This is a genomic window from Actinomycetospora atypica (assembly GCF_042653685.1).
GTDB classification, from domain to species: Bacteria; Actinomycetota; Actinomycetes; order Mycobacteriales; family Pseudonocardiaceae; genus Actinomycetospora; species Actinomycetospora atypica.
On sequence record NZ_JBHSIV010000004.1, the window covers coordinates 247,690 to 268,530 of the forward strand.

A 20,841-nucleotide genomic window follows, 5' to 3' on the forward strand; every position below is an offset into this window, starting at 1 on the left:
CCTACCGGCTCGCGGCCAGCCCCTCGACCCAGTCGACGTAGGCGCGGTGGGCCCGCCCGGCCCCGAGCGCGTCGGCGGCGTAGGCCTGCCCGCGCCGACCCGCCTCGTCGTCGCCCGCCGTGGCCGCGACGGCGGCGAGCAGGTCCGCGGGGGCGCCGGGGTCGACCCGCACGCCGGCCCGGGCCCGGCCGATCTCGGCCGAGGCGGCGGAGTGCGGCCAGGACGCGGCGACGACCGGCCGCCCGGCGGAGAAGTAGGACGTCAGCTTCGAGGGCGCGCTCATCTCGGCCACCGTCTCCGCCTCGTTGACCACGAGGACGTCGGCGGCGGCGAGGGCGTCGGGGAAGCGGTCGTCGGGCAGCGGGTCGAGGAAGGTGAGCCGCTCGATCCCGGCCCCGAGCTCTTCGAGCCGGGCGCGCTGGTTGCCGGTCCCGAGCAGCACGAACCGCACCGGCGAGTTCCGGGCGTCGGCCTCGCGGGCGGCCGCGACGACGTTCTCGAGCCCCTGCTTCACGCCCATGTTCCCGGCGTGCAGGGCGATCACCTCGTCGTCGCGCCAGCCGAGCTCCCGGCGGGTCGCGGCCCGGTCGCGGGTGGGGGCGGCGATGTGCGACCAGTTGGGGATCGTCGTGATCCGTGCCGGGTCGACGCCGAGGTCGGCGAGCGGCCGGGTGAACTGCGGGTGCACCACGGCGACGCCGTCGGCGCGCGAGAGCAGGCCGCCCTCGAGCTTCGCGCCCCAGCCGGCCAGCCGCGAGGAGGTCATGCGGGTCTCGGCGAGGGCGCGGGAGTAGAGGTCCTGGGTGACGACGCCCAGGGCCGTCCGGCCCTCACCCCTCCCGCGCAGCGCAGCGGAGCCGGGCCATCGGTACTTCCAGCGCAGGCCGGCGAGCACGGTGAGCAGGACGGGGCTGACGGCCACCACGACGTCGGGCCGGGGGCCGCCGACGAGGCCCGCGTGGGCGGTGAAGGCGGCGTCCATGACGATGCGGCGGCGGGCGTCGGGAACGGCGGGCACGGGGTGGCGCACCCGGGTGACCGGGACGCCGTCGACCAGCTCGCGGCGGCGCAGGCCGGTGTACCCCTCGGTGACCTCCCAGGCCGGGTAGTGCGGGTAGCCGGTGACCACCCGCACCCGGTGGCCGGCCTCGTGCAGGGCCGCCACCATGCCGGTGGTGTACGGCGCGTTCCCGGTGTGCTCGGGCGCGTAGTGCATCCCGATGACGCAGACGTCGAGGGCGCCCGTCCGGCCCCGGGGCCTCGGGTGCACCCGGTGCTGGGCCAGCGTCATCGCGGTGCTCCTCGGTGCGGCGTCGGTCGTCCGACGACGAATCGTCTCCGCCGCGCCCCTGGAACACCCTGGGAACAGATCCCAGGTCTGGTCCGACCGGGTCACAACCGTCACCGGGCCATGCCCGATTTGCGTACCTCATGGCATTGACCGCGCCGATCAGCGCCCGGATCATGGTCGCGTGTCCCCCGAACGCGCGGCCGCCGTCGAGAAGATGACGGTGCGTGACGCACCGTCGGGGCCGCGGGTGTCGGTGGTGGTGCCGCTGTTCCAGAAGGAGCGCTACATCGGCCGCACCGTCGCGAGCGTGCTGGCGCAGACCTTCACCGACTTCGAGCTCGTGGTGCTCGACAACGCCTCGACCGACGGATCCGTGGCCGAGGTGCGGGCGTTCGCCGAGGACCCGCGGCTGCGGCTCGAGCATAACCCCGAGACCGTGCCGATGACCGCGAACTTCGCGCGCGCCGTCGAGCTCTCCCGGGCCCCGCTGGTCAAGGTGCTCATGGCCGACGACCTCCTCACCCCCACCGCGCTGGCGGAGCAGGTCGCCCTGATGGACGCCGACCCCTCGCTCGCGCTGGTCTCCTGCCGCCACGACCTCGTCGACGACGCCGACCGGGTGATCGCCCGGGGCCGGGCCCTGCGCAGCCCCGACCTGCTGGGCCGCCAGGAGGCCGCCACGGTGCTGCGGCGCATCGTCCGCCACCGCGGCAGCCCGCTCGGCGTGCCGGGCAACATGCTCTTCCGCCGCACCGCGTTCGACGCCGCCGGCGGCTTCCCGGAGTGGGCCTACGCCCTCGACGTCGGCCTCGCCGCGCGCCTGGTCACCCAGGGCGCGTTCTACGGGATGCCGAGCTCGCTCTCGCAGTTCCGGCTGGCCGGCGGGTCGAGCACCTCGACCGCGCGCAAGGAGAACGTCGCCGAGCAGCACGCCTTCCTGCGCTCGCTGCGCCGCGAGCACCCCGACGTGGTGCGGCCCCGCGACGTCGCCCTGGGCCTGGCCCGCCAGCCGGTGACCTGGCTGCGGGAGCGGCTCATGATGGTGGCCGCGGACGACCCGCACTCGGTCCGCCACCGCGTGGCGGCCCGGGTGCTGCGGCTGTAGGACCTCCGCGACCGCCGGCCTCAGCCGACCTTCGAGGCGAACACGACGATGTTGTCGCGGTAGTTGAGCGAGGCGTCGTCGAACGGGCCGCCGCAGGTCAGCAGCCGCAGCGTGCTGGCCGTCGACGGGCCGTAGACCCGCTCGGTGGGCAGGCCGTCCTTGGGAAACGTCTCGATCGAGTCGACCCGGAAGCGGGCGGTCCCGCCGTCGGAGCGGTCGACGGTGATCTCGGCGCCGGGGCGCAGGTCGTCGAGCGCGCCGAACACGGCCGGGCCGCGGCGGGTGTCGACGTGACCGACCATCACGGCCGGGCCCGGGTCGCCGGGCACCGCCGAGGAGGTGAACCAGCCGACCTTCGAGAAGTCGGTGGGCACCTGCAGCGCCCCGCGGTAGTCGACGCGCAGGTCGACCGGGTCGCTCGAGTCGAGGCCGATGCTCGGGATGTCCAGCGACGTCGGGTGCGGCCCGCCGGGGGGCGGCGCGGTCGCGAGGGAGAGCGGCATCTTCACGGCGGCGGGCACGCTGTCGACCCCGTCGGCGTCGTCGGCGCCGAACCAGCCCGCGATGGTGTCCCAGATGCCGCCGGCGGCGAGACCCCCATGCAGGAGACCACTGCGGGAGAGGCCGCCGAGTCCGGCGCCGATCCCCCCGGTGGGCGGGCTCGGGGCCACCGGGGCCGGCGGGGTGGACGCCTCCGGGGCCGTCTCGGCGCTCGAGGGCTGCGGCGGGGCCGGGGTGCCGGGGGCGACCGGCGGCACCGAGGACTCCGCGGTGCGGGGCGCCTGGCTCGGCACCACCGGCGGGGCGCCCGGGGCGGGGGTGGGCACGGAGGCCGCGGACGCGGCGTCGGGCACGAGCTGGGTGGCGAGGCCGCCGTCGGCGCCGCGGGTGACCACCAGCGTGGCGACCGACGTGCTGGTCACCGGCACCTCGAGCTCCGCGGACTTCCCGCTGCGGCTCCGGACCTGCAGGGTCCAGGGCTGCGCGGGCACCGTGGCGTAGGGGGTGGCCGACCCGTAGAAGAGGGTCCGCGCGATCGGGACGTCGGGGCTGCCGGGCGAGGAGCCGGTGACGTCGACGGGCCCCACCTCCGCGGCGGCCTGGACGATGCGCAGCGCGCCGCTGCCCGCGGCGGCCGGGGCGGTCTCGTCGTCGAGGACCTGGGCCTGGGTGGCGCCGTTCGGGCCGATGTCGACGAACGTCGCCGTCTGGGCGGAGCCGGCGGGCACGTCGACCGCGACGTCGAACAGCGGCGGCGAGCTCTGCGGGGCCCCGGCGGGCCGGCCCTGCACGCGGTAGGTGCCGGCCGGCTCGGTGAGGTACGGGCTCACGGTGCGGTACGAGACCTCCCCGGCCACCTTGGTGAGCGGCAGGTCGGGGCCCTGGGCGTACATGTCGACGGCCGGGGTGGCCGGCGACAGGTGCGCGAGGCGCAGCATCCCGGTGCCCGGGTCGGCGGTCGCCTCCCGCACGCCGATCACCGCGACCGCGCCGATCGCGAGGACCACCACCGCCGCGGCCGACCCGGCCACCCACCACACCCGTCGTCGGGACCCTCCGTGCGCCATGTCGCCCTGTTCCCCCTTCGGTCGCCCCCCATTCAGGGGAACGTCAGTCGAATGAGCGGCCCCACAGCTGACGCCGTGAGGTCACTCCGAGCTTCGAGAACACGTTGCCGAGGTGGTAGGTGATCGCCTTCGGGGTGACGTGCAGCGCCGCGGCGACCTCGCGGCTGGTGAGGCCCTGCGCGACGAGGCGCACCACCTCGTGCTCGCGGGGGGTCAGCGAGGGCCGGGGCTCGTCGTCCGCCGCCGTCCGGGCGGCGGGCAGAACGGCCGGCACCGGGGCCTCGTCCGACCGGGAACCGTCCGACCGGGAACCCTCGAACCGGGAACCGTCGAACCGGGAACCGTCGGACCCGGGGGCGTCGTCGGCGGGCACCCGGTAGACCCCGGGGACCCCGGCGTCGATCTCGGCGTCGACGGCCGCGACCCACGGGGCCGCCCCGAGCGCGGCGAAGGCCCGGCGGGCCGCGGCGAGGTCCTCGGCGGCCGACGGCCATCCCTGGCGTCGCGCCAGACCGCCCGCCGCGGCGTGCAGGGCGGCCACCTCGACGGGGCAGGCGTCGGCCCGGCTGCCCGCGGAGGCGACCAGGTCGAGCGCCGCGCGGTACGCCGTCCGGGCGCCGTCGACGTCCCCGCGCTTCTCGGCGAGCCGCCCGATCAGCCGGTGCCGGGACAGGACGAAGCCCAGCGACGCACCCGCGACCGGCCACTCGCGCACGATCTCGTCCGCCGCGGCGACGCGCCCGGCGTCGATCGCGATGTCGGCGGCGAGCACCCGCCAGGGCGCCGTGGGGGCGCTGAGCATCGCGGGGACGGGGCCGTCGACGAGCCCGGACGCGAGCCGGTAGGCCTGCTCGAGGTCCCCCCGCAGGTGGGCGACCATCGCCCCGTTGAGGGCGACGATGAAGGCCCCGAAGGGGTTCGGGGAGCGCCCGAGGGCCCCGCGGGCCCGTTCGAGCAGGATCTCGGCCCGCTCGGGGTCCCCCCGGACGGCGGCGGTGCTCGCGCCGAGCGCCCGGGCGGCGGGCCCCACCCAGGCCCCGCCCGGCTCGTCGGCGGTCGTCGCGCCCACCCGGGCCTCGGCCTCGGCCTCGTCGTAGCGGCCGAGCCGGAACGCGGTCTCGGCGAGGGCCAGGTGCACCACCCGGCCGGTGGTGGTCTGCGACCCGCCGCGCACGCGGTGCAGCGCCTCGTGCAGCCCGGCGTAGGCCTCCTCCACGCGGCCCGCGGCGAGGTGCAGCCGCGCGGTGAGGATCGCCGGCTCCGGCCCGTAGGCCCCGGCGAGGTGGTCGGCGAGGGCGTCGAGCCCGGCATCGGGGCCCCACTGCTGCGCCCGGCCGTGCGCGGTGACCACGGCGGCCTCCTCGCGCAGCCGGGGGTCGTCGGTGAGGGCGGGGACCCGTCCGGCGGCGTCCACCGCCCGCATCCCGCGGCCGCGCCGGAGGTGCTCGGCGCCGAGCCGGACCGCCGCGAGCGCGCGGACCCCCGGGTCGGCGTCGAGGTCGTCGAGCGCGGCCTGCAGGAGGACGTGGGCCTCGGGCTCGGAGGACTCGGAGGCGAGCACGCCCAGGGCGAGGTCCCGACCGGCTCCGCCCAGGGCGACCCGCAGCCGGGGCTCGAGGGCCCGCAGCCGGCGGGTCGCCCCGGCCCGCACCAGGCGCACCGCGGCCGCCGTGGTGCGGTGCTCGCGGTCGGGGCCGGTGGCCGACAGGTCGGCGGCCCACAGGAGCCGGGTCGCGGCGTCGTCGTGGTCGGAGCTCTCGGCGTGGGCGGCCGCGGCGAACGCGTCGGCCGTCGCGGCGTCGGGACGACCCGCCGCACCGGCGACGGCGTGCGCGAGCGCCGCCCGGCCCCCGAGCACGGCCGCGGCCCGGCCGTGCATCCGCGCCACCTCCGGCGTCGGCGCGGCCGCCAGCACGACGTCGCGGACGCGGCGGTGCAGGAACCGCAGCCCGGCGGGACGGGGTTCGACGAGGCCGCCGCGGACGGCGGTGTCGACGTCCCCGGGGCCGATCTCCTCGCCGGCGACCCGTTCCAGCGTCGTCGCGGGCGCCGTGCCGCCCAGCACCGCGAGCGCCGTGAGCAGGCGGCGGGACGCGGCGGGCAGGCCGCCGAGGACGACCTCCACCAGGCCCTCGAGGTCGCGGGCGGGAGGCGGCGGCGCGACCCCCGCCAGGACCTCGTCGGGAAGGGAGCGCACCAGGAGCGCGAGGTGCACCGGGTGCCCGCCGGTGGCCGCGACCAGCCTCGCGGCGACCACCGGCCCCGGCAGCGGCGAGGCCGGGCGCCGGCTCGCGACGAGGGCGGCCACGGCCGGTGACTGCAGGCCGCCGACCGTCTCGGTGCGGGTGCGGGTCTCCACCGCGCCCGGGACGTCGCCGGCCGTGGGGTCGGGCACGAAGAGCCGCGGCCACCAGGGCGGGGAGGCCGGGGAGCGCCCCGGGTCGGTGGCCGTGGCGAGGACGAACATCCCGCCCGACTGCAGGCGGCGCAGGACGTCGGTGAGCACCACCGCGGACGCAGGGTCGACGTGCTGGAGGTCGTGCAGGACGAGCACCACGGGGCGGAGCCGGTCGGGCGGGCCGTCGCCGTCGGGCCGGCGGAGCCCGACGAGGGCCTCGTGCAGCGCGAGCGCCGAGCGCGCCGCCGTGGCGCCGAGGTCGCCCCGCCGGGCGTCGAGGGCCCGACCCAGCTGCTCGACGACGGCGAACGCGCGGGCGACCCCGACCGGGACGGGCACCGGTTCCTCGGCCGCCACGCGCACCACGACCGCGCTGTCGTCGGCCTCGAGCGCGGCGCAGAAGGCGTCGACGACCGTCGTCGTGCCGATGCCGGACTCCCCGGTCAGCAGCACCCGGGCCGAGTGGCCGCGCCGCACCCGGTCGACCTCCTCGTGGAGGCGGGCGATCTCGGTGCCGCGTCCGACCGGAGCAGGCGAGGAGGCCATCAGGGCCTCGGGGAACCGCCCGTCCGCCGTCGTGGACACCCTCGACCCCCTGACACGTTCCGTGTTCCCAGCCACCTTACGGAGACACCCGATGGGATCAAAGGATGACGCGGAGATCCATCGGTCACTCTGCGGTAGTGAACAAGCGCATATCGACCGTCGGTGTTCACGCGGTCGAGTGACGTGGTCGGGCGAACCCTGGGAGGAGTTCCCAGGGTCCGAACGGCCGTTCCTCGGCAGCATCGGTGACCGGACGGTTTCGCGATCGTGATCCGGGGAAGGGGTGGGACCGCATGGCCGGTGTCCAGACGGCGGCGGGCGAGGCCCGTGAGCACGTCCGGCCCACTCTCGCCGCGGTCCCCGCCGTGCGGGCACCCCGGCCCGGCAGCCCCGTCGACCCGCCGCGCGCCCGCCCCGTCCTCGGGGTCCGCCGGGCCGGTCGGCTCCAGGCCTGGATGGTGGTGCTCCCGGTCGACGCGGTCGCCACCGCCGCCCCGGTGCTCTGGTCCCCCGACTACTGGAAGGCCTACCTGGCCCTCTCGGTGATCACCGTGGCCCTGGTGTGCGGCGGCGGGCGCTACCGCGCCCGGCTCCACCTCTCGGTCCTCGACGAGCTGCCCGCCCTGCTGGGGCGCCTCCTGATCGCGATCGCGCTCGTCGCCGCGGTGTTCGCGTTCCGCCACGACGACCTCGGGGTGACCCAGTTCGTCGTCAGCGCCCTGGAATCCGTGGGCCTCGTGGTCGCCGGCCGGTTCCTGACGACGAGGCTGGTCATGACGGCGCGCCGCCGCCGGATCGTCGCGCACCGCACCCTGCTGATCGGCGGGGGCGAGCTCTCCGGCGAGATCGCGGCCCTGCTCGAGCGCTACCCGCGCTACGGCCTCGCCGTCGCGGGCTACCTCGACGCCGTCCCCGGCCCCGCCTCCGCGCGGGTGCCCTGGGTGGGGACGCTCGACGACCTCGACGCCGTCGTCGGCTCCCACGGGGTCGACGTCCTGCTCGTGGGCGACGGGCACGTCGACGAGGAGGACCTCCTCGACCGCGTCCGCACTCCGGCCGCCGCGCACTGCGACCTGCTCGTCGTCCCTCGCCTGCACGCCTTCGCCACGGCCACCGGGGCCTCGGACCACATCGGCTCTCTGCCGGTGATGCGCATCCGCACCCCCGCCCTGTCCGGGGCGGCGTGGTCGCTCAAGCGCGCCGTCGACGTGGTCGCCTCGACCCTGGCCCTCGTGCTCCTCTCCCCCGTGCTGCTGGCCTGCGCGCTCGCCGTCCGGCTCGAGGGCGGGCCCGGCATCCTCTTCCGCCAGGTGCGCGTCGGGCGCGACGGCCGGCAGTTCGAGTGCCTGAAGTTCCGCTCCATGCGCCCGGCCACCTCCATCGAGGGCGACACCCAGTGGTCGATCGCCCAGGACTCCCGCGTCGGCCGCGTCGGCCGCGTGCTGCGCGCGACCTCGCTCGACGAGCTCCCCCAGCTGTGGAACATCCTGCGCGGCGAGATGACGATCGTCGGGCCCCGCCCGGAACGCCCGCACTTCGTCGAGCGCTTCTCCGCCGAGCACCCGCGCTACGGTCACCGCCACCGCGTGCCGGCCGGGCTCACCGGCCTCGCGCAGGTCTCGGGCCTGCGCGGGGACACCCCGATCTCCGACCGCGCGCGTTTCGACAACTACTACATCGAGAACTGGTCGCTGTGGCTCGACGCGAAGGTCCTGCTCCGCACGGTCGCCGAGGTGGTGCTGGCACGGGGCCGCTGACGCCCGGCCGGGTCTCCCGGAGACAGGTGCTCGCCCTCACGACGACGGCCGGCGCGGCCGCGTTCGTCGCCGCCTCGTGCGCGGGCGCCCCGCACCCCCCGGCCCCCGACGACGACCTCCCGCGCCCGTCCGGCGCCCCGCTGCGCCGCGGCACCGTGCACGACGTCCGCGCCGCGGGGGCCACCGGCGACGGCAGGACCGACGACGCCGGCGCCTTCGTCCGGTCGCTGGCCGCCGCCCGGTCGGGCGACACCGTGGCGGTTCCCGCCGGGACCTACCGCCTCGTGCTGCCCCAGCCCCTGGAGCTCCCCGCCGGGGTGCTGCTCGCCGGGCAGCCCGGCCGCACGGTCCTGCGCGTCGAGCCGGGTGCGACCGCCGCGGTGGAGGTGGCCGGCACCGAGGCGGCGATCGACGGGCTCGAGCTCGCCCGCAACGCCGACGTCGAGACCGTCCTGCTGCGCGTGGGGCAGGTCGACCGGCTCATCCTCTCGCGGGTGGTGCTCTCCGGGGCGGCCGACTCCTACGACGCGTTCTGCCACGGCATCCAGCTCGGCGTCACCGACGACGTCTCCACCGGCCTCGTCGTGCGGGACTGCCTGTTCCACCGCCTGACCTACGGGCTCTACCAGGCCAACGAGTCGACGGCGATCACCGTCGGGGTGCAGGTCACCGGCAGCACGTTCGCCCGCAACGCCAACACCGACCTCGAGTTCAACAGCCCCGCCGGCTCGTTCCGCGACGTCGTCGTCCGCGACTGCACGTTCCGCGACAACGACTCCCCCGGCTTCGCCGTCGGCATCGCGCACTGCGCCGAGGTGACCGTGACCGACTGCTCGATCACCAACTACCGGATGGAGGCCGTGCACGTGGAGGACTGGTCCTCCGACGTCACGGTCAGCGGCTGCCGGTTCACCGCCTGCGGGCTCCGGGAGTTCGCCCACGTCCAGGTCATCTCCGGGTGCACCCGGGTCACGGTGCGCGGCAACACCCACGACGCCGAGACCAACACCGAGCCGATCGCCCTGGTCAACGCCCTGGCCGGCGGGCGCGGCGACACCGCGGGCGGGCGCGCGACCGTGCCGCCGACCGCCGTGACCGTCACCGGCAACGAGTTCCGCTGCTCGCCCGACGTGCAGGCCGTCGCCTTCCACGGCGTCGGCGGCGGCGCCATCACCGGCAACCGCGTCACCGGGCTGTCCGCCGAGGACGCGATCCTGCTCGACGGCGCGAAGGCCGTGGCGGTGGGCGGGAACTCGTTCAGCTAGCTACCGCGAGGCGATCCGGGCCGCCGCGAGGACGTCGTCGGCGGTCCGCTTCGGCGACGCGGCGTCCTCCGGGATGTCCGCGGTCCAGCCGGTCCACGCCGCGCGGGCGGCCTCGAGCCCGGCGAGCACGTCGTCGGCGTCGGGCTCGACCACCCACGCGCCGGGCACCCCGACGAGGTTCTCCGCGATGCCGGCCTTCGACGACACCACCACCTGCAGCCCCGCCACCTGCGCCTCGAGCGCGGTGAACCCGTAGACCTCCTCGGTGGAGGGCAGCACGAGGGTCTGGGCCCGGGCGAGGACCTCGACCACCCCGGGCTCCTCGAGGAAGCCGAGGAAGCGCACACGGTCGAGCACCCCGAGCGCCCGGGCCTGGTCCTCGAGGGCCTGCCGGTCGACCCCGTCGCCCGCGACGTCGAGCGTCGGCTCACCGTCGAGGCGGGAGAAGGCGTCGAGCAGGGAGTGCACGTTCTTGCGCCCGATGAGCTGGCCGATCACGGCGAACCGGTGGTGCGCGGCGTCGGGGCCGGTCCCCTCCCCCGCGGCGGAGCGCAGCTCGCGGGGCCGGGCCCCGAACGCCTCGAGGTCGATCGAGTTCACCGACTCGACGATCCGGCCGCGCTCGACCCCCGTGTGCAGGGCGGCGTCGCGCGCGCTCGGCCCGGGCACGACGACCGCGCCGGCCTGCCTGAACAGCTTCGTCCGCAGCCACGCGACCGGGCCGCGGTCGAACTGCCGGGAGTCGAGCGTCGACTCGGAGAAGATCACGTAGGGGATGCCGCGACGGCGGGCGCGCAGCATCGTCCAGGCGCTGGCCGCCTGGGCCCACGTCGGGATCACCACGACGTCGGCCGCGTCGAGCATCTTCCGGGTCTCCCCGATGCGCAGCACCGCCTGGTAGGAGTCGAGCCGCCGCGCGATCCGCTTCGGCAGGGGCAGCCGCACCGAGGGGAGGACGGCCGACCAGTAGCCCGGGTGCGGCCGGAACCGGAAGTGCCGCTCCGGCTCCTCGGTGAAGAGGAAGTGCACGTGGAAGTCGCAGCGGGTGGCGAGCTCGCAGAAGAGGGGCTCACGGTACGGAGCCTGCGCGTCGGTGAGCCACGCGATCTTCATCCCTGTGCTGCCCCCGCCGTCACCTACAGTCGTCGACACGTCGGTGAGTATCCTTCCTTGGGGGGACGAGGACCATGAGGATGTGGGCCAAGTGGCTGTGAATTCCCCCGTAGCGGTACTCGAGCTCGACCCGCTCGGCCATCGTCTCCGATACGTGCGCCTGCTGCTGACCTCGGTGCCGCCCGCCGACCGCCTCCTGCTCGTCCCGGCCGCCGTCCGCGACTCCCCCGAGTTCGCCGAGCACCTCGCCGACGTCGAGACCGCGGTCGTCGAGCTGCCGTCCGAGCGACGCGAGGCGATCGCGACGGGACTGTCGGCCGCCCGCGCGGCGGGCGCACGCCTCGTCGTGCCCGACGGCGACAAGAACGTGGCGCCCCTCCTGCTCGCCCTCGCCCGGGCTCGCGGCACCCATCCCCCGGTGTCGGTGCTGCTCATGCGCACCTCCCTGCCCGGCGGGCCGGAGCGTGCGACCCCCGGGATGACCGTCAAGCCGCCGCTGGCGTTCCTGCTCGCGCGGGTCCCGCGGGTGCGGGTCCGCTTCCTCACCGACGCCTTCGGCGTGGTGGTGCGCCGGCGCGGCTTCCCCGGGATCGAGCCGGTGCGGGATCCGGTCACGGTCCCCGGCCCCGTCGCCCGTCCCGACGACGCCCGTCCCGACGACGCTGGCGGCCCGGCCGGCTTCCGGCTGGGGGTGTTCGGCGTCGTCAGCGCCCGCAAGAACGTCCCCCTGCTCCTCGAGGCGCTCGAGCAGCTCCCCGACGTGCACCTCGTGGTCGGCGGCCGCTGCGAGCCCGACGTCCGGACGGCCCTCGAGGAGTCCCCGCTCGCCGACCGCCTGCACGTGGACGACCGGCTGCTGAGCGAGGCCGAGTTCGACGCCGCCGTGTCCGGGGCCGACGCGGTGGCGGTGCTGCACGACAACGACGCCCCCAGCGGCATCGTCGCCGAGGCCGCCGCCCGCGGGGTGCCCGTGCTCGGGCCGGCGCGCGGGTGGGCCGCGAGCATGGTGACCGGCACCGGGATCGGGGAGGTCGCCGAGCTCGGCGCGACCGACCCGGTGGCCGAGGTGCGGGCGGCGATCGCCCGGCTGGTGGCCCACCGCGACCGCCGGGCGGCGGCCGCTCACCGGGCGCGCACCCGTCTGGGCACCGACCACTTCGTGACCGGACTCATCGGCGACGCAAGGTAACCGTTCACCGGTACGGTTCCCGGGACCTCCCCGTTCGCGTTAGTCTCTTCGGAGCAATGCGACACGGTGTGACGACTCCGGGGGAGGTGGCCGTGACCATCAGCCCACTGCGGCAGCCCATCCGGACACGGAGCGTCTCCACCGCCACCACCCCGCGCCTCCCCGCGGCCGTGCCCGCCGGGCTCCTGCTGGCCTCCCTGCCGCTGCTGCGTCCCGGCACCTTCGGCGAGTACACCGCCCTGCCCGGCTGCGGGATCGCCCTGGCCGCCGGCGTCACCGCGATGCTGCGCCGCGAGCACGCCCCCACCCGGGCCGTCCGCGCCGTCACCGTCTTCCTCGGCCTCGTCGTCGCGGCCTACCTCTGGATGGTGCTGCACGGGGTCTGGGTCGACGACCTCACCCGCATCCGCAGCCTCTTCCAGGACTTCGTCCTGACGATCGGCTCGCTCACCGCCGCGGTGCTCGTCCTCGCCGACCCGCGGGCCCGCCTCGCGCTGGCGCGCGGCTTCGTCGTGGTGCTGTGCGTGGTCGGCGCGCTCTGGCTGGTCACCGCTGCCTACTGGGCGGTCGCCGGGGTCGGCGTCGGGCAGGTCACGACGGTCCCGGTCGGCACCGTCGGCCCCCAGCCCGTGTACTTCCCCTTCACCATCAGCTACTCCACGTCCTCGGTGTTCGGGCTCGACGTCCCGCGGCTCACCGGGGTCGGGCGCGAGTCGGGGTGGATGGCGATGTTCTGCGCCGTCGGCTGGTTCCTCGCCGACGCCGTCGGCTACCGGAGCTGGCGGGTCAAGGCCCTGCTGCTCGCGGGCCTCGTCGGGACCCTGTCCACCGCGGGGTTCGGCGTCTTCGTGGTCGTGGTGGCCCTCGAGCTCTTCCTGCGCCCGCGGGGCGGCATCGGACTGGTCCCGTTCCTGCGCCAGATCGGCGGGCTCGGCGCGATGGCCGGCGCCGCCTGGATCGCGCTCTACGCCCCGGTGTTCGGGCTGCAGGCGAAGCAGACGAGCAACGAGGCCTCGCTCGACGAGCGCTCCGACGCCACCGAGGCCGGCATCCGCGCCATCACCGAGAAACCCTGGGGCGGCCAGGGCACCGAGAAGCAGGCGGGGGTCAACCTGATCTCCGACATCGCCGTGAACGGGATGCCGTTCGTGCTCCTCGTGACGCTGGCCCTGCTCGTCCCGCTGCTGTTCCTGCGCCGCCCGCCCGGCTCCACGTTGCGGGGCCGTGCCGCACCCGTCGCCTTCGTCGTGTTCGCGACCCTCCTGCTCTCCCAGCCGGCCGCCGCGTCGAGCTGGGTCTTCATCCTCGTCGCACTGGCCCTGGCCTGCGACGACCTGACCGACGCCGAGCGCGACGCGCCCGGCGCGCTGCTCCCCGGAGGCGTCCAGCGCTTCCTCGGGGTCCGCGACGCCCGTGCCACCAGCAGTCCGGGAGGACGCCCGTGAACGCCCGCGAATACTGGACCGTGCTGCGCGAGGACCGCTGGCTCGTCGGCGGCATCGTCGCGGTGTGCGTGGTGATCGCCGCCGCGGTGGCGGCCCTGCTGCCCCGCACCTACACCTCGACCGCCGTGTTCTACGTGGCGTCGCCGCAGACCACCACGAGCTCGAGCGACTCCTACCAGGGCGCGCAGCTCTCCACCGAGCGCGTGAAGTCCTACTCCGAGCTGATCACCGGTCCGCGCGTCGCGGCCGATGCCTCCGCCCTGCTCGGCGGTTCGCCGACCGCGGAGGAGATCCAGGGCTCGGTCAGCGCCGACGCGGTCGCGGAGACGGTGGTGCTCAACGTCGGCGTCACGCAGCCGACCCCGCAGGAGGCCCAGCTCGTCGGGCAGGCCGTCACCACGTCGTTCACCCGCCTGGTGAACTCGATCGAATCGACCGGCCAGCCGGTGAACCGGCCGATCGTCTCCACCGAGGTGATCTTCCCGCCGACCGTGCCGATCTACCCCGCCGGGCCCGGCACGACGATGCTGCTCGCCGCCGGCCTGCTCGCGGGCGTGGTGCTCGGCACCGGGGTCGCGCTCGGCCGCCGCGCGATGCGTCGCGCCGTCGACTCCGCCGACACCCTCGCCGAGGGACTCGACACCACCGTCCTCGCCGCGATGCCCGCGCTCCCCCGCCGGCCCGACCGCCCCGCGCTGCTCGCCGAGCCCGCCCCCGGCCGCCGGGGCCGCTCCGCCGCCCGGGCGCGTGACCGCGCCGCCGCGGTGCGCCGGCTGCGGACCGCGGTGCTCGCCGGGGCGGGGTCCCGACGATGCCTCGTCGTCACCGGGGTGCGCTCCGAGCAGGGCACGACGACCGTCGCGGTCGACCTCGCCGTCGCCCTCGCCCTGGCCGGCGAGTCCGTGGTGCTCGTCGACGCCGACCTCCGCCGTCCCGCCGTCGCCGGGCGCCTCGACCTGCCCGAGCAGCCCGGACTCGCCGACGCCCTGGGGGCCCGCCGGGCCTCGGGCGGTGTCGTCGGCGTCCAGCGCTCCACCGTCGGCGGGTTCGACGTGCTCACCTCCGGCTCGGCCGTCGAGCGGCCCGGCGAGGTGTGGGGCTCCCCGGCCGGCGCCGCCGTGCTCACCGGTCTGCGGGAGACCTACGGCTGGGTCCTGCTCGACGCCTCGCCGCTCTCGGGCAGCCCCGACGCGCTCGACCTCGCCGCCCTCGCCGACGGCGTCGTGGTGGTCGCCCGCCGCGGGTCGGCCCGCCCCGAGGACCTCGACGTCGCCGCCGCCGGTCTGCGCACGGTCGGCGCCCCGGCCGTCGGCGCGGTGCTCACCTTCGCGGTCGACGTGCCGGAGTCGCCCCTGGAGACCCGCCGGGCCCTCCCGCCCGGTCGCCCGGCCGCCGTCACCCCGGCCCCGGCCCCGGCCGCCGCTCCCGCCGCTCCCGCCGCTCCCGCCGAGAACGAGCCCGAGCCCGAGCTGGTTGCGGTCGCCGAGCCCGTCCCCGAGGCCGAGCCGGCCGCGGTCGCCGAGCCGATGGTCGCCGAGCCCGAGCCCGAAGCCCTGTCCGCCGAGCCCGAGCCCGCCGCGGTCGTCGAGCCCGAGACCGCCACCGAGCCCCAGCCCGAACCGGTCGTGCCGGAGCCCGCCACCCCGGCTCGCGCCGGCGACGAGCCGGCCACGACCGCGCCCGAGCCCACCCCGGTCGTGCCGGAGCCCGCTGCCTCGTCCGACGAGGCGGCCGCGGCCGAGACACCGAAGCGTCGGGGCCGGCGTCGGGCGACCTCGTCCTGGTCGGTCCCGGCCACCACTCCCGCCGGCCCCGCCGACCCCCCGCCGGCCGAGCCCCCGACGAACGGCCACCACCCCACCCGGACCAACGGCGCCGTCAACGGCAACGCCACCGGGGCCGTCGCCCGGCGTCGTCGTCGGGTCGTGCGGCCGGCGCCCACGACCACCTCGTCCTGAGCCCGACCTCGACACTCCGGGGACGCTCGCCAGGCAGTCGATCATGCTGAGCGCGACGTCGCGCTCAGCATGATCATCTGCCTAGCGCGTCCGACGAGGGATGGCCTGGTCGACCCCCAGACCAACCCCCGACCGACCATGATCGACCTCTGCGTCGCAGGGTGCTCGCCTGGTGAGGCACTTCGCGACACAGAAGTCGATCATGCGAGAGCTGGGCGCCCTCAGCCGACCTCGGGCCCCTCCGGCACCGTCGCGGGCGCCCCCACTCCCGCCACCCCGTCGCGGCGGGCCCGGCGGGCGGCGAGCCCCAGCAGCACGAAGATGATCAGCTGGCTCACCACGTAGCCGATCGCCGCCCACACCGCGCCGCCGAACAGCGAGAGCACGTAGGTCGCCACCAGCCCGAAGGCGAGGCCGACCGCGATCCCCACCGCCACAGCCTGCTGGCGGCCCCGGTTCTGGGCGATCACCGCGAACGGCTGGTTCAGCGTCACGATCGCCGCGCCGACGGCGAGGATCGCGAACACGGTGCCCGAGCGGGCGTACTCCTCGCCCAGCAGCAGCGGGATCAGCGGCGGACCCGCCACCGCGGCGATCAGCGGGGCGGCGCACAGCGCGGCGCCCACCCTCAGCACCCGGCGCTCCTCGACGCGCAGCGCCGCCTCGTCCGTGCCGGCGCGGGCCAACCACGGCGCGGCGACCATGCCGAGCGAGTTCGCGAGGAAGGTCAGGGGTCCGAGCAGGCGTCCCCCGGCCGCGTAGAGACCGGCCTGGAAGGCGCCGGCCCCCGCGGTGACGAGCGCGGTGTCGAGCTGCTGGGCCGACGCCGCGAGGTTGGCGAGCCCGAAGCCCACCGACTCGCGGTGGTGCCCCACCAGTTCCGAGGTCGGACGGCGGCGCTGTCCGGCCGGGCCGAGGAAGAAGCGGTCGATCAGGGCCTCGAGCACGAACGACGCGGGGATCGCCGCCGCGAGGGCGACCTCCCCGACGCCCGCGACGGCCAGGACGAACGCGATGGCCAGTCCGCCGACCCGGCCGCTGAGCTGGCCGGTCGACGCCTTCGCGAACCGCTCCTGGGCGCGCAGCAGGCCGTTCGCGGTCTGCGCCTCGTACATGCCGACCCCGACCACGGCGAGCAGTGCCGCCGACCCCGCGGTCGGCGCGAGGAGGACGCTCGTGCCGATCCCGACGAGCAGCAGGACGAGCAGGGCCCACGGGCGCTTGCCCGCGACGACGGCCCGGGCGCGGGCCTCGTCGATCCGCCCGGCCGCCGTCTCGCGGACCAGGTAGTTGATCATGCCCAGGTCGACGACCGTGGCCGCGACCTGCCCGATCGCGGCGCAGGTGGCGATCAGCCCGAGCGTGGCCGGGGAGATGGCGCGGGCCCCGACGACGTAGGTGACGCCGAGGACGAGCTGCCCGACGACCAGCGCGCCGGCGACCCCGCCGACCCGGCCGAGGAAGAGCGAGAGCGTGCCCTGCCTCATCGCCCGTTCCCCGTCGCCGGCCGGACCGGTCGTGCCCTCGTCAGCGGGCGCCCGTGAGCTCGGCCTCGACCATGATGCGGGCGAGCTGCTCGGGCATCGTCTCGGCCTTCCAGCCCAGGATCTTCTCCGCCTTCGACGGGTCCCCGATCAGCGCGTCGACCTCAGTGGGCCGCAGATAGGTCTCATCGAACTTGACGTGGTCCTCCCACGGCAGGTTCACGTGCGCGAAGCAGTACTCCACCCACTGCCGGACCGTCGTCGCCGTGCCCGTGGCCAGCACGTAGTCGTCGCCCTGGTCGGCCTGCAGCATCCGCCACATGCCCTCCACGTACTCCGGGGCATACCCCCAGTCGCGGACCGCGTCGAGGTTGCCGAGGTAGACGAACTCCTCCTTGCCCTGCGCGATCCGCGCCGCCGCCCGGGCGATCTTCCGGGTCACGAACGTCTCGCCGCGGCGCGGGGACTCGTGGTTGAACAGGATCCCGTTCACCGCGAACAACCCGTGCGCCTCGCGGTAGTTCCGGGCCATCCAATAGCCGTAGACCTTCGCCGCCCCGTACGGGCTGCGCGGGTAGAACGGGGTCTCCTCGTCCTGCGGCGGCGGGGTCGCCCCGAACATCTCCGACGACGACGCCTGGTAGTAGCGGGTGTCGATCCCGACCATCCGGATCGCCTCGAGCAACCGCGTCGTCCCGACGCCGGTGGTGTTGCCGGTGTACTCCGGCTCGTCGAACGAGACCCGGACATGCGACTGCGCGGCCAGGTGATAGACCTCGTCGGGCCGGACCTTCTCGATCAGGGTGACCAGACGCGAGGAGTCGGTCAGGTCGCCGTAGTGCAGCACCAGACGCTGGTCGGGGTCGTGCGGGTCCTGGTAGAGGTGCTCGATCCGGCCGGTGTTGAACGTCGAGCTACGTCGGATGATCCCGTGGACCTCGTAGCCCTTGGACAGCAACAACTCGGTCAGGTACGAGCCGTCCTGACCCGTGATCCCCGTGATCAGTGCGCGCTTCACGTCCCAGCCTCCACCACGATGTTGTCCAGGTACCAGCGATAGGTCGAGGCCAGCCCCTCGGCGAGCCCGATCGTCGGCTTCCATCCCGTCGCCTCGATCTTCGAGACGTCGAGGACCTTGCGCGGTGTCCCGTCCGGGCGCGACGTGTCGTACACGATCTCGCCCGTGAAACCCACCGTCCGGGCGACGGCCGAGGCCAGCTCCGCGATCGTCACGTCCTGCCCGGTGCCGACGTTGATCGGCGCCGGGTCGTCGTAGGCCTCCAGCAGGTGCACACACGCCGCCGCCAGGTCGTCCACGTGCAGGAACTCCCGCCGCGGCGTCCCCGTCCCCCAGACGACGACCTGCTCGGAGCCGTCACGAGCAGCCTCGTGGAACTTCCGGATCAACGCCGGCAGCACGTGCGAGGACTCCAGGTCGAAGTTGTCCCCCGGCCCGTAGAGGTTCGTCGGCATCGCCGAGATCCACCGCCGCCCGTACTCCCGGCGGTAGGACTGCACCCCCATGATCCCGGCGATCTTCGCGACCGCGTAGGCGTCGTTCGTCGCCTCCAGCGGCCCCGTCAGCAGCGAGTCCTCCCGGATCGGCTGCTCGGCGAACTTCGGGTAGATGCACGACGACCCCAGGAACAGGACCCGCCCGGTGTCCGCGGCGTGCGCGGCATCCAGCAGGTTCGCCTGGATCCGCAGGTTGTCGTGCAGGAACTCCACCGGCCGCGCGTTGTTCGCCGCGATCCCGCCCACCCGCGCGGCCGCGTCCACCACCACCGCCGGCGCCGTCGCCGTCACGAACTCCCGCGCCGCGTCCGCGTCGCGCAGATCCACCTGCGCCGACCGCGCCCCCACCACGTCGGTGAAGCCCGCCGACTCCAACGCCCGCACCACCGCGGAGCCCACGAGCCCACCGGACCCGGCCACCAGCACGCGTGCGGAACGATCCAGCTCGTCCATGCCACTGACGGTAGCGGAGCGTGGTCGGTTCTCCGAGCACTAGGCCGATGGGCTCGCGTCACACCGTGGGGAGCAGGGGCCGCCGGTGATCGGCCGAGGCGAGGACCGCACTCGTTGGGCCTAATGGAGTAACGCCCGATCGGGTCGGCGCGAACGACCGGGTGTCGGACCGGCCGGTCCGGTGTTGCCCGATGGAGGTCGTCCATGTCCAGCCGCTCGTCGTCCCGCCGTCTGCGCCGGGCCCTGCAACGGCTCGACGCCGGCTCCGACCGGGCGCGGACCCTGCCGGTGATCGCCCTCGCCGTGCTCGCGGTGGTCGTCGTGACCGCCGCCCTGGCGACCCAGCCGTCGGCCTCGTCGTCGGGACCCACCCGCGCCGAGACGGTGGCGAGCGTGGACGCCGGGCCGCTGCCGGCCGCGGTGATCGGCGACAGCATCAGCGCCGGTACCGCGCAGGGCGGGCTCGGCGCGGCGAACTGGACGAAGCTGCTCGGCGCCCAGCGCCAGTGGGACGTCGTCAACACCTCGATCGGCGGCACGGGCTACCTGAACCCCGGGACCGCCGCGCCGTTCCAGGCGGCCCAGCTCGACAAGGTCGTGACCTCGCAGCCGAAGATCGTGATCGTCGAGGGCTCGCCGAACGACATCACCCTGCCGGTCGGGCAGGTGTCTGCCGCCGCCGACCGGCTCTACCGCGACCTCGCCGCACGGCTGCCGGGCGTCCGCATCATCGCCGTCGGCCCCTTCTGGAACGGCACCACGCGCGACGACGCCATGGAGTGGGTCGACGCGCTCGCCGACACCGCCGCGAAGGCCGGCGTCACGTGGATCGACCCGATGCGCGAGGGCTGGTTCACCGGGGCCTACGACCAGGGACGCGGCCTCATCGGGCCCGACCGGGTGCACCCCACCGACGCCGGCCACGCGCTCTACGCCCGCCGCCTGAACGCCGACCTGGACCGCCTCGGCGTCTGAGGCCGGTGTGGCCCGCGTGATCTCGGTGCACCGGGGGTAGCCGCTCCTCGACCCAATGTGTACGGCGGGGGAGGCACCGATGTCGGCCGGAGAGTTCGCCCGCGACGGGTTCGGCAGCGAGCCGCCCCTCCCCCCGCTCGAGCGGGTCCCCCACGAGCCGTTCCGCCTCCCCGGCATGCGGGGCCTGCGCTGGCGCGCCCGCTTCTGGCTCGCCACGTGCGGACCGACGAGCCGCCCGCGCCTCGCGCTCCTGCTCTGCCTCACCGGCATCGTCGGGATGTTCCTGCCCGTGACGACCGCGCCGAGCGGACACGGGTGGACCCCGCTCGAGCTCGCCGGCGGGCCCTCGGCGCTCGCGCTGTGCCTGTTCGGGGTGCTGACCGTCCTGCCCGTGGTCGACCTCGCCCTCGGCCGGGAGCGACTGACCCCGTGGCTGGCCTTCCCCGCCGCCCTCGGCCTGCAGGTGACGCTCGCCCTGCTCGTGGTGGTCGGCTCGCAGGGGCCCGGCGCGCTGCACCCGCGGCTCTCCGAGGGCGTCCACGGTCTCGGGGCGGGCGCGGTGCTGCTGCTCGGGGTCGAGCTCGGCCTCGCCCTGGTCGGGGGCGTCGGGTTCGCGCGCCGGGCCGCGCGCCGCAGTCGGGACATCCGAAGGTCGTAGCTCCCTGTCACCCCCTGGTTGCGTAACGCATTGCTCCATTCGGCCGAACAACCCGCCGAAGAGCAGTCGACGCGAGGGGGAACCGGTGGCGGTACACGGGGTCGTCGCCGGAGGGCGACTC

At 75.6% G+C, this 20,841-nt stretch carries 15 protein-coding genes; 8 read left to right on the forward strand and 7 right to left on the reverse strand.

Translation table 11 applies throughout. From position 1 onward, the window contains the following. Position 1 precedes the first annotated feature (1 nt). The gene (locus tag ACFPBZ_RS05780) at positions 2-1,291 is read right to left on the reverse strand and encodes a glycosyltransferase (RefSeq protein WP_378035056.1); all 1,290 of its coding nucleotides are present in this window, start codon (positions 1,289-1,291) and stop codon (positions 2-4) included. Positions 1,292-1,472: 181 nt separating this feature from the next. Here ACFPBZ_RS05780 and ACFPBZ_RS05785 point away from each other — a divergent pair, with 181 nt between their 5' ends. After that, positions 1,473-2,396: a glycosyltransferase family 2 protein gene (locus ACFPBZ_RS05785; protein WP_378035057.1), complete on the forward strand. Its 924-nt coding sequence runs from the start codon at positions 1,473-1,475 to the stop codon at positions 2,394-2,396. Positions 2,397-2,416: 20 nt separating this feature from the next. Here ACFPBZ_RS05785 and ACFPBZ_RS05790 read toward each other — a convergent pair whose 3' ends face one another. Beyond that, entirely contained in the window at positions 2,417-3,964 is a 1,548-nt protein-coding gene (locus ACFPBZ_RS05790; protein ID WP_378035058.1) for a class F sortase, read from the reverse strand. A 43-nt stretch (positions 3,965-4,007) separates the two neighbouring features. Further along, a complete protein-coding gene (locus ACFPBZ_RS05795; RefSeq protein WP_378035059.1) occupies positions 4,008-6,947 on the reverse strand; it encodes a helix-turn-helix transcriptional regulator in 2,940 nt (979 codons plus the stop codon). A gap of 254 nt (positions 6,948-7,201) precedes the next feature. Here ACFPBZ_RS05795 and ACFPBZ_RS05800 point away from each other — a divergent pair, with 254 nt between their 5' ends. Both ACFPBZ_RS05800 and ACFPBZ_RS05805 read left to right on the forward strand, forming a co-directional pair. After that, positions 7,202-8,665, forward strand: a complete 1,464-nt coding sequence (locus ACFPBZ_RS05800) for a sugar transferase (protein ID WP_378035060.1) — start codon at positions 7,202-7,204, stop codon at positions 8,663-8,665. 26 nt (positions 8,666-8,691) lie between these two features. Next, positions 8,692-9,930, forward strand: a complete 1,239-nt coding sequence (locus ACFPBZ_RS05805; protein ID WP_378035061.1) for a glycosyl hydrolase family 28-related protein — start codon at positions 8,692-8,694, stop codon at positions 9,928-9,930. On the opposite strand, the gene ACFPBZ_RS05810 is transcribed toward ACFPBZ_RS05805, so the two are convergent. Then, positions 9,931-11,043, reverse strand: coding sequence for a glycosyltransferase (locus ACFPBZ_RS05810; protein WP_378035062.1), 1,113 nt, complete (start codon positions 11,041-11,043; stop codon positions 9,931-9,933). Positions 11,044-11,197: 154 nt separating this feature from the next. Here ACFPBZ_RS05810 and ACFPBZ_RS05815 point away from each other — a divergent pair, with 154 nt between their 5' ends. From ACFPBZ_RS05815 to ACFPBZ_RS05825, 3 genes are all read left to right on the forward strand, one after another. Continuing rightward, complete coding sequence (locus tag ACFPBZ_RS05815) at positions 11,198-12,232, forward strand: glycosyltransferase family protein (RefSeq protein ID WP_378035063.1); 1,035 nt, start codon at positions 11,198-11,200, stop codon at positions 12,230-12,232. 92 nt (positions 12,233-12,324) lie between these two features. Then, entirely contained in the window at positions 12,325-13,677 is a 1,353-nt protein-coding gene (locus ACFPBZ_RS05820; RefSeq protein WP_378035064.1) for a hypothetical protein, read from the forward strand. Next, positions 13,674-15,635 carry a tyrosine-protein kinase domain-containing protein gene (locus ACFPBZ_RS05825; protein WP_378035065.1) on the forward strand — a complete coding sequence of 654 codons (1,962 nt, stop codon included), beginning with the start codon at positions 13,674-13,676 and terminating at the stop codon, positions 15,633-15,635. The genes ACFPBZ_RS05820 and ACFPBZ_RS05825 overlap by 4 nt, the downstream gene beginning before the upstream one ends. A gap of 221 nt (positions 15,636-15,856) precedes the next feature. Here the strand turns inward: ACFPBZ_RS05825 and ACFPBZ_RS05830 are convergent, their stop codons facing one another. Genes ACFPBZ_RS05830 through ACFPBZ_RS05840 form a run of 3 tightly spaced genes read right to left on the reverse strand, consistent with a single transcriptional unit; the run spans position 15,857 to position 19,087 of the window. Then, the gene (locus ACFPBZ_RS05830) at positions 15,857-17,122 is read right to left on the reverse strand and encodes an oligosaccharide flippase family protein (RefSeq protein ID WP_378035066.1); all 1,266 of its coding nucleotides are present in this window, start codon (positions 17,120-17,122) and stop codon (positions 15,857-15,859) included. A 40-nt stretch (positions 17,123-17,162) separates the two neighbouring features. After that, positions 17,163-18,137: a GDP-mannose 4,6-dehydratase gene (gmd, locus tag ACFPBZ_RS05835; RefSeq protein ID WP_378035067.1), complete on the reverse strand. Its 975-nt coding sequence runs from the start codon at positions 18,135-18,137 to the stop codon at positions 17,163-17,165. Beyond that, on the reverse strand, positions 18,134-19,087 hold the full coding sequence (locus ACFPBZ_RS05840) for a GDP-L-fucose synthase family protein (protein ID WP_378035068.1): 954 nt from the start codon (positions 19,085-19,087) through the stop codon (positions 18,134-18,136). Before ACFPBZ_RS05840 ends, gmd begins: the two co-directional genes overlap by 4 nt. A gap of 204 nt (positions 19,088-19,291) precedes the next feature. Between ACFPBZ_RS05840 and ACFPBZ_RS05845 the strand changes: the two genes are divergently transcribed. Then, the gene (locus tag ACFPBZ_RS05845) at positions 19,292-20,062 is read left to right on the forward strand and encodes an SGNH/GDSL hydrolase family protein (RefSeq protein WP_378035069.1); all 771 of its coding nucleotides are present in this window, start codon (positions 19,292-19,294) and stop codon (positions 20,060-20,062) included. Positions 20,063-20,141: 79 nt separating this feature from the next. Further along, positions 20,142-20,720 carry a hypothetical protein gene (locus ACFPBZ_RS05850; protein WP_378035070.1) on the forward strand — a complete coding sequence of 193 codons (579 nt, stop codon included), beginning with the start codon at positions 20,142-20,144 and terminating at the stop codon, positions 20,718-20,720. Positions 20,721-20,841: the final 121 nt, after the last annotated feature.

What these genes read in the sequence shown, in the direction of transcription:
- ACFPBZ_RS05830 (WP_378035066.1), bottom strand. Translation starts at nt 17,122, where the DNA reads ATGAGGCAGGGCACGCTCTCGCTCTTCCTCGGCCGGGTCGGCGGGGTC.
- ACFPBZ_RS05845 (WP_378035069.1), top strand. Translation starts at nt 19,292, where the DNA reads ATGTCCAGCCGCTCGTCGTCCCGCCGTCTGCGCCGGGCCCTGCAACGG.
- ACFPBZ_RS05800 (WP_378035060.1), top strand. Translation starts at nt 7,202, where the DNA reads ATGGCCGGTGTCCAGACGGCGGCGGGCGAGGCCCGTGAGCACGTCCGG.
- ACFPBZ_RS05810 (WP_378035062.1), bottom strand. Translation starts at nt 11,043, where the DNA reads ATGAAGATCGCGTGGCTCACCGACGCGCAGGCTCCGTACCGTGAGCCC.
- ACFPBZ_RS05780 (WP_378035056.1), bottom strand. Translation starts at nt 1,291, where the DNA reads ATGACGCTGGCCCAGCACCGGGTGCACCCGAGGCCCCGGGGCCGGACG.
- ACFPBZ_RS05850 (WP_378035070.1), top strand. Translation starts at nt 20,142, where the DNA reads ATGTCGGCCGGAGAGTTCGCCCGCGACGGGTTCGGCAGCGAGCCGCCC.
- ACFPBZ_RS05790 (WP_378035058.1), bottom strand. Translation starts at nt 3,964, where the DNA reads ATGGCGCACGGAGGGTCCCGACGACGGGTGTGGTGGGTGGCCGGGTCG.
- ACFPBZ_RS05840 (WP_378035068.1), bottom strand. Translation starts at nt 19,087, where the DNA reads ATGGACGAGCTGGATCGTTCCGCACGCGTGCTGGTGGCCGGGTCCGGT.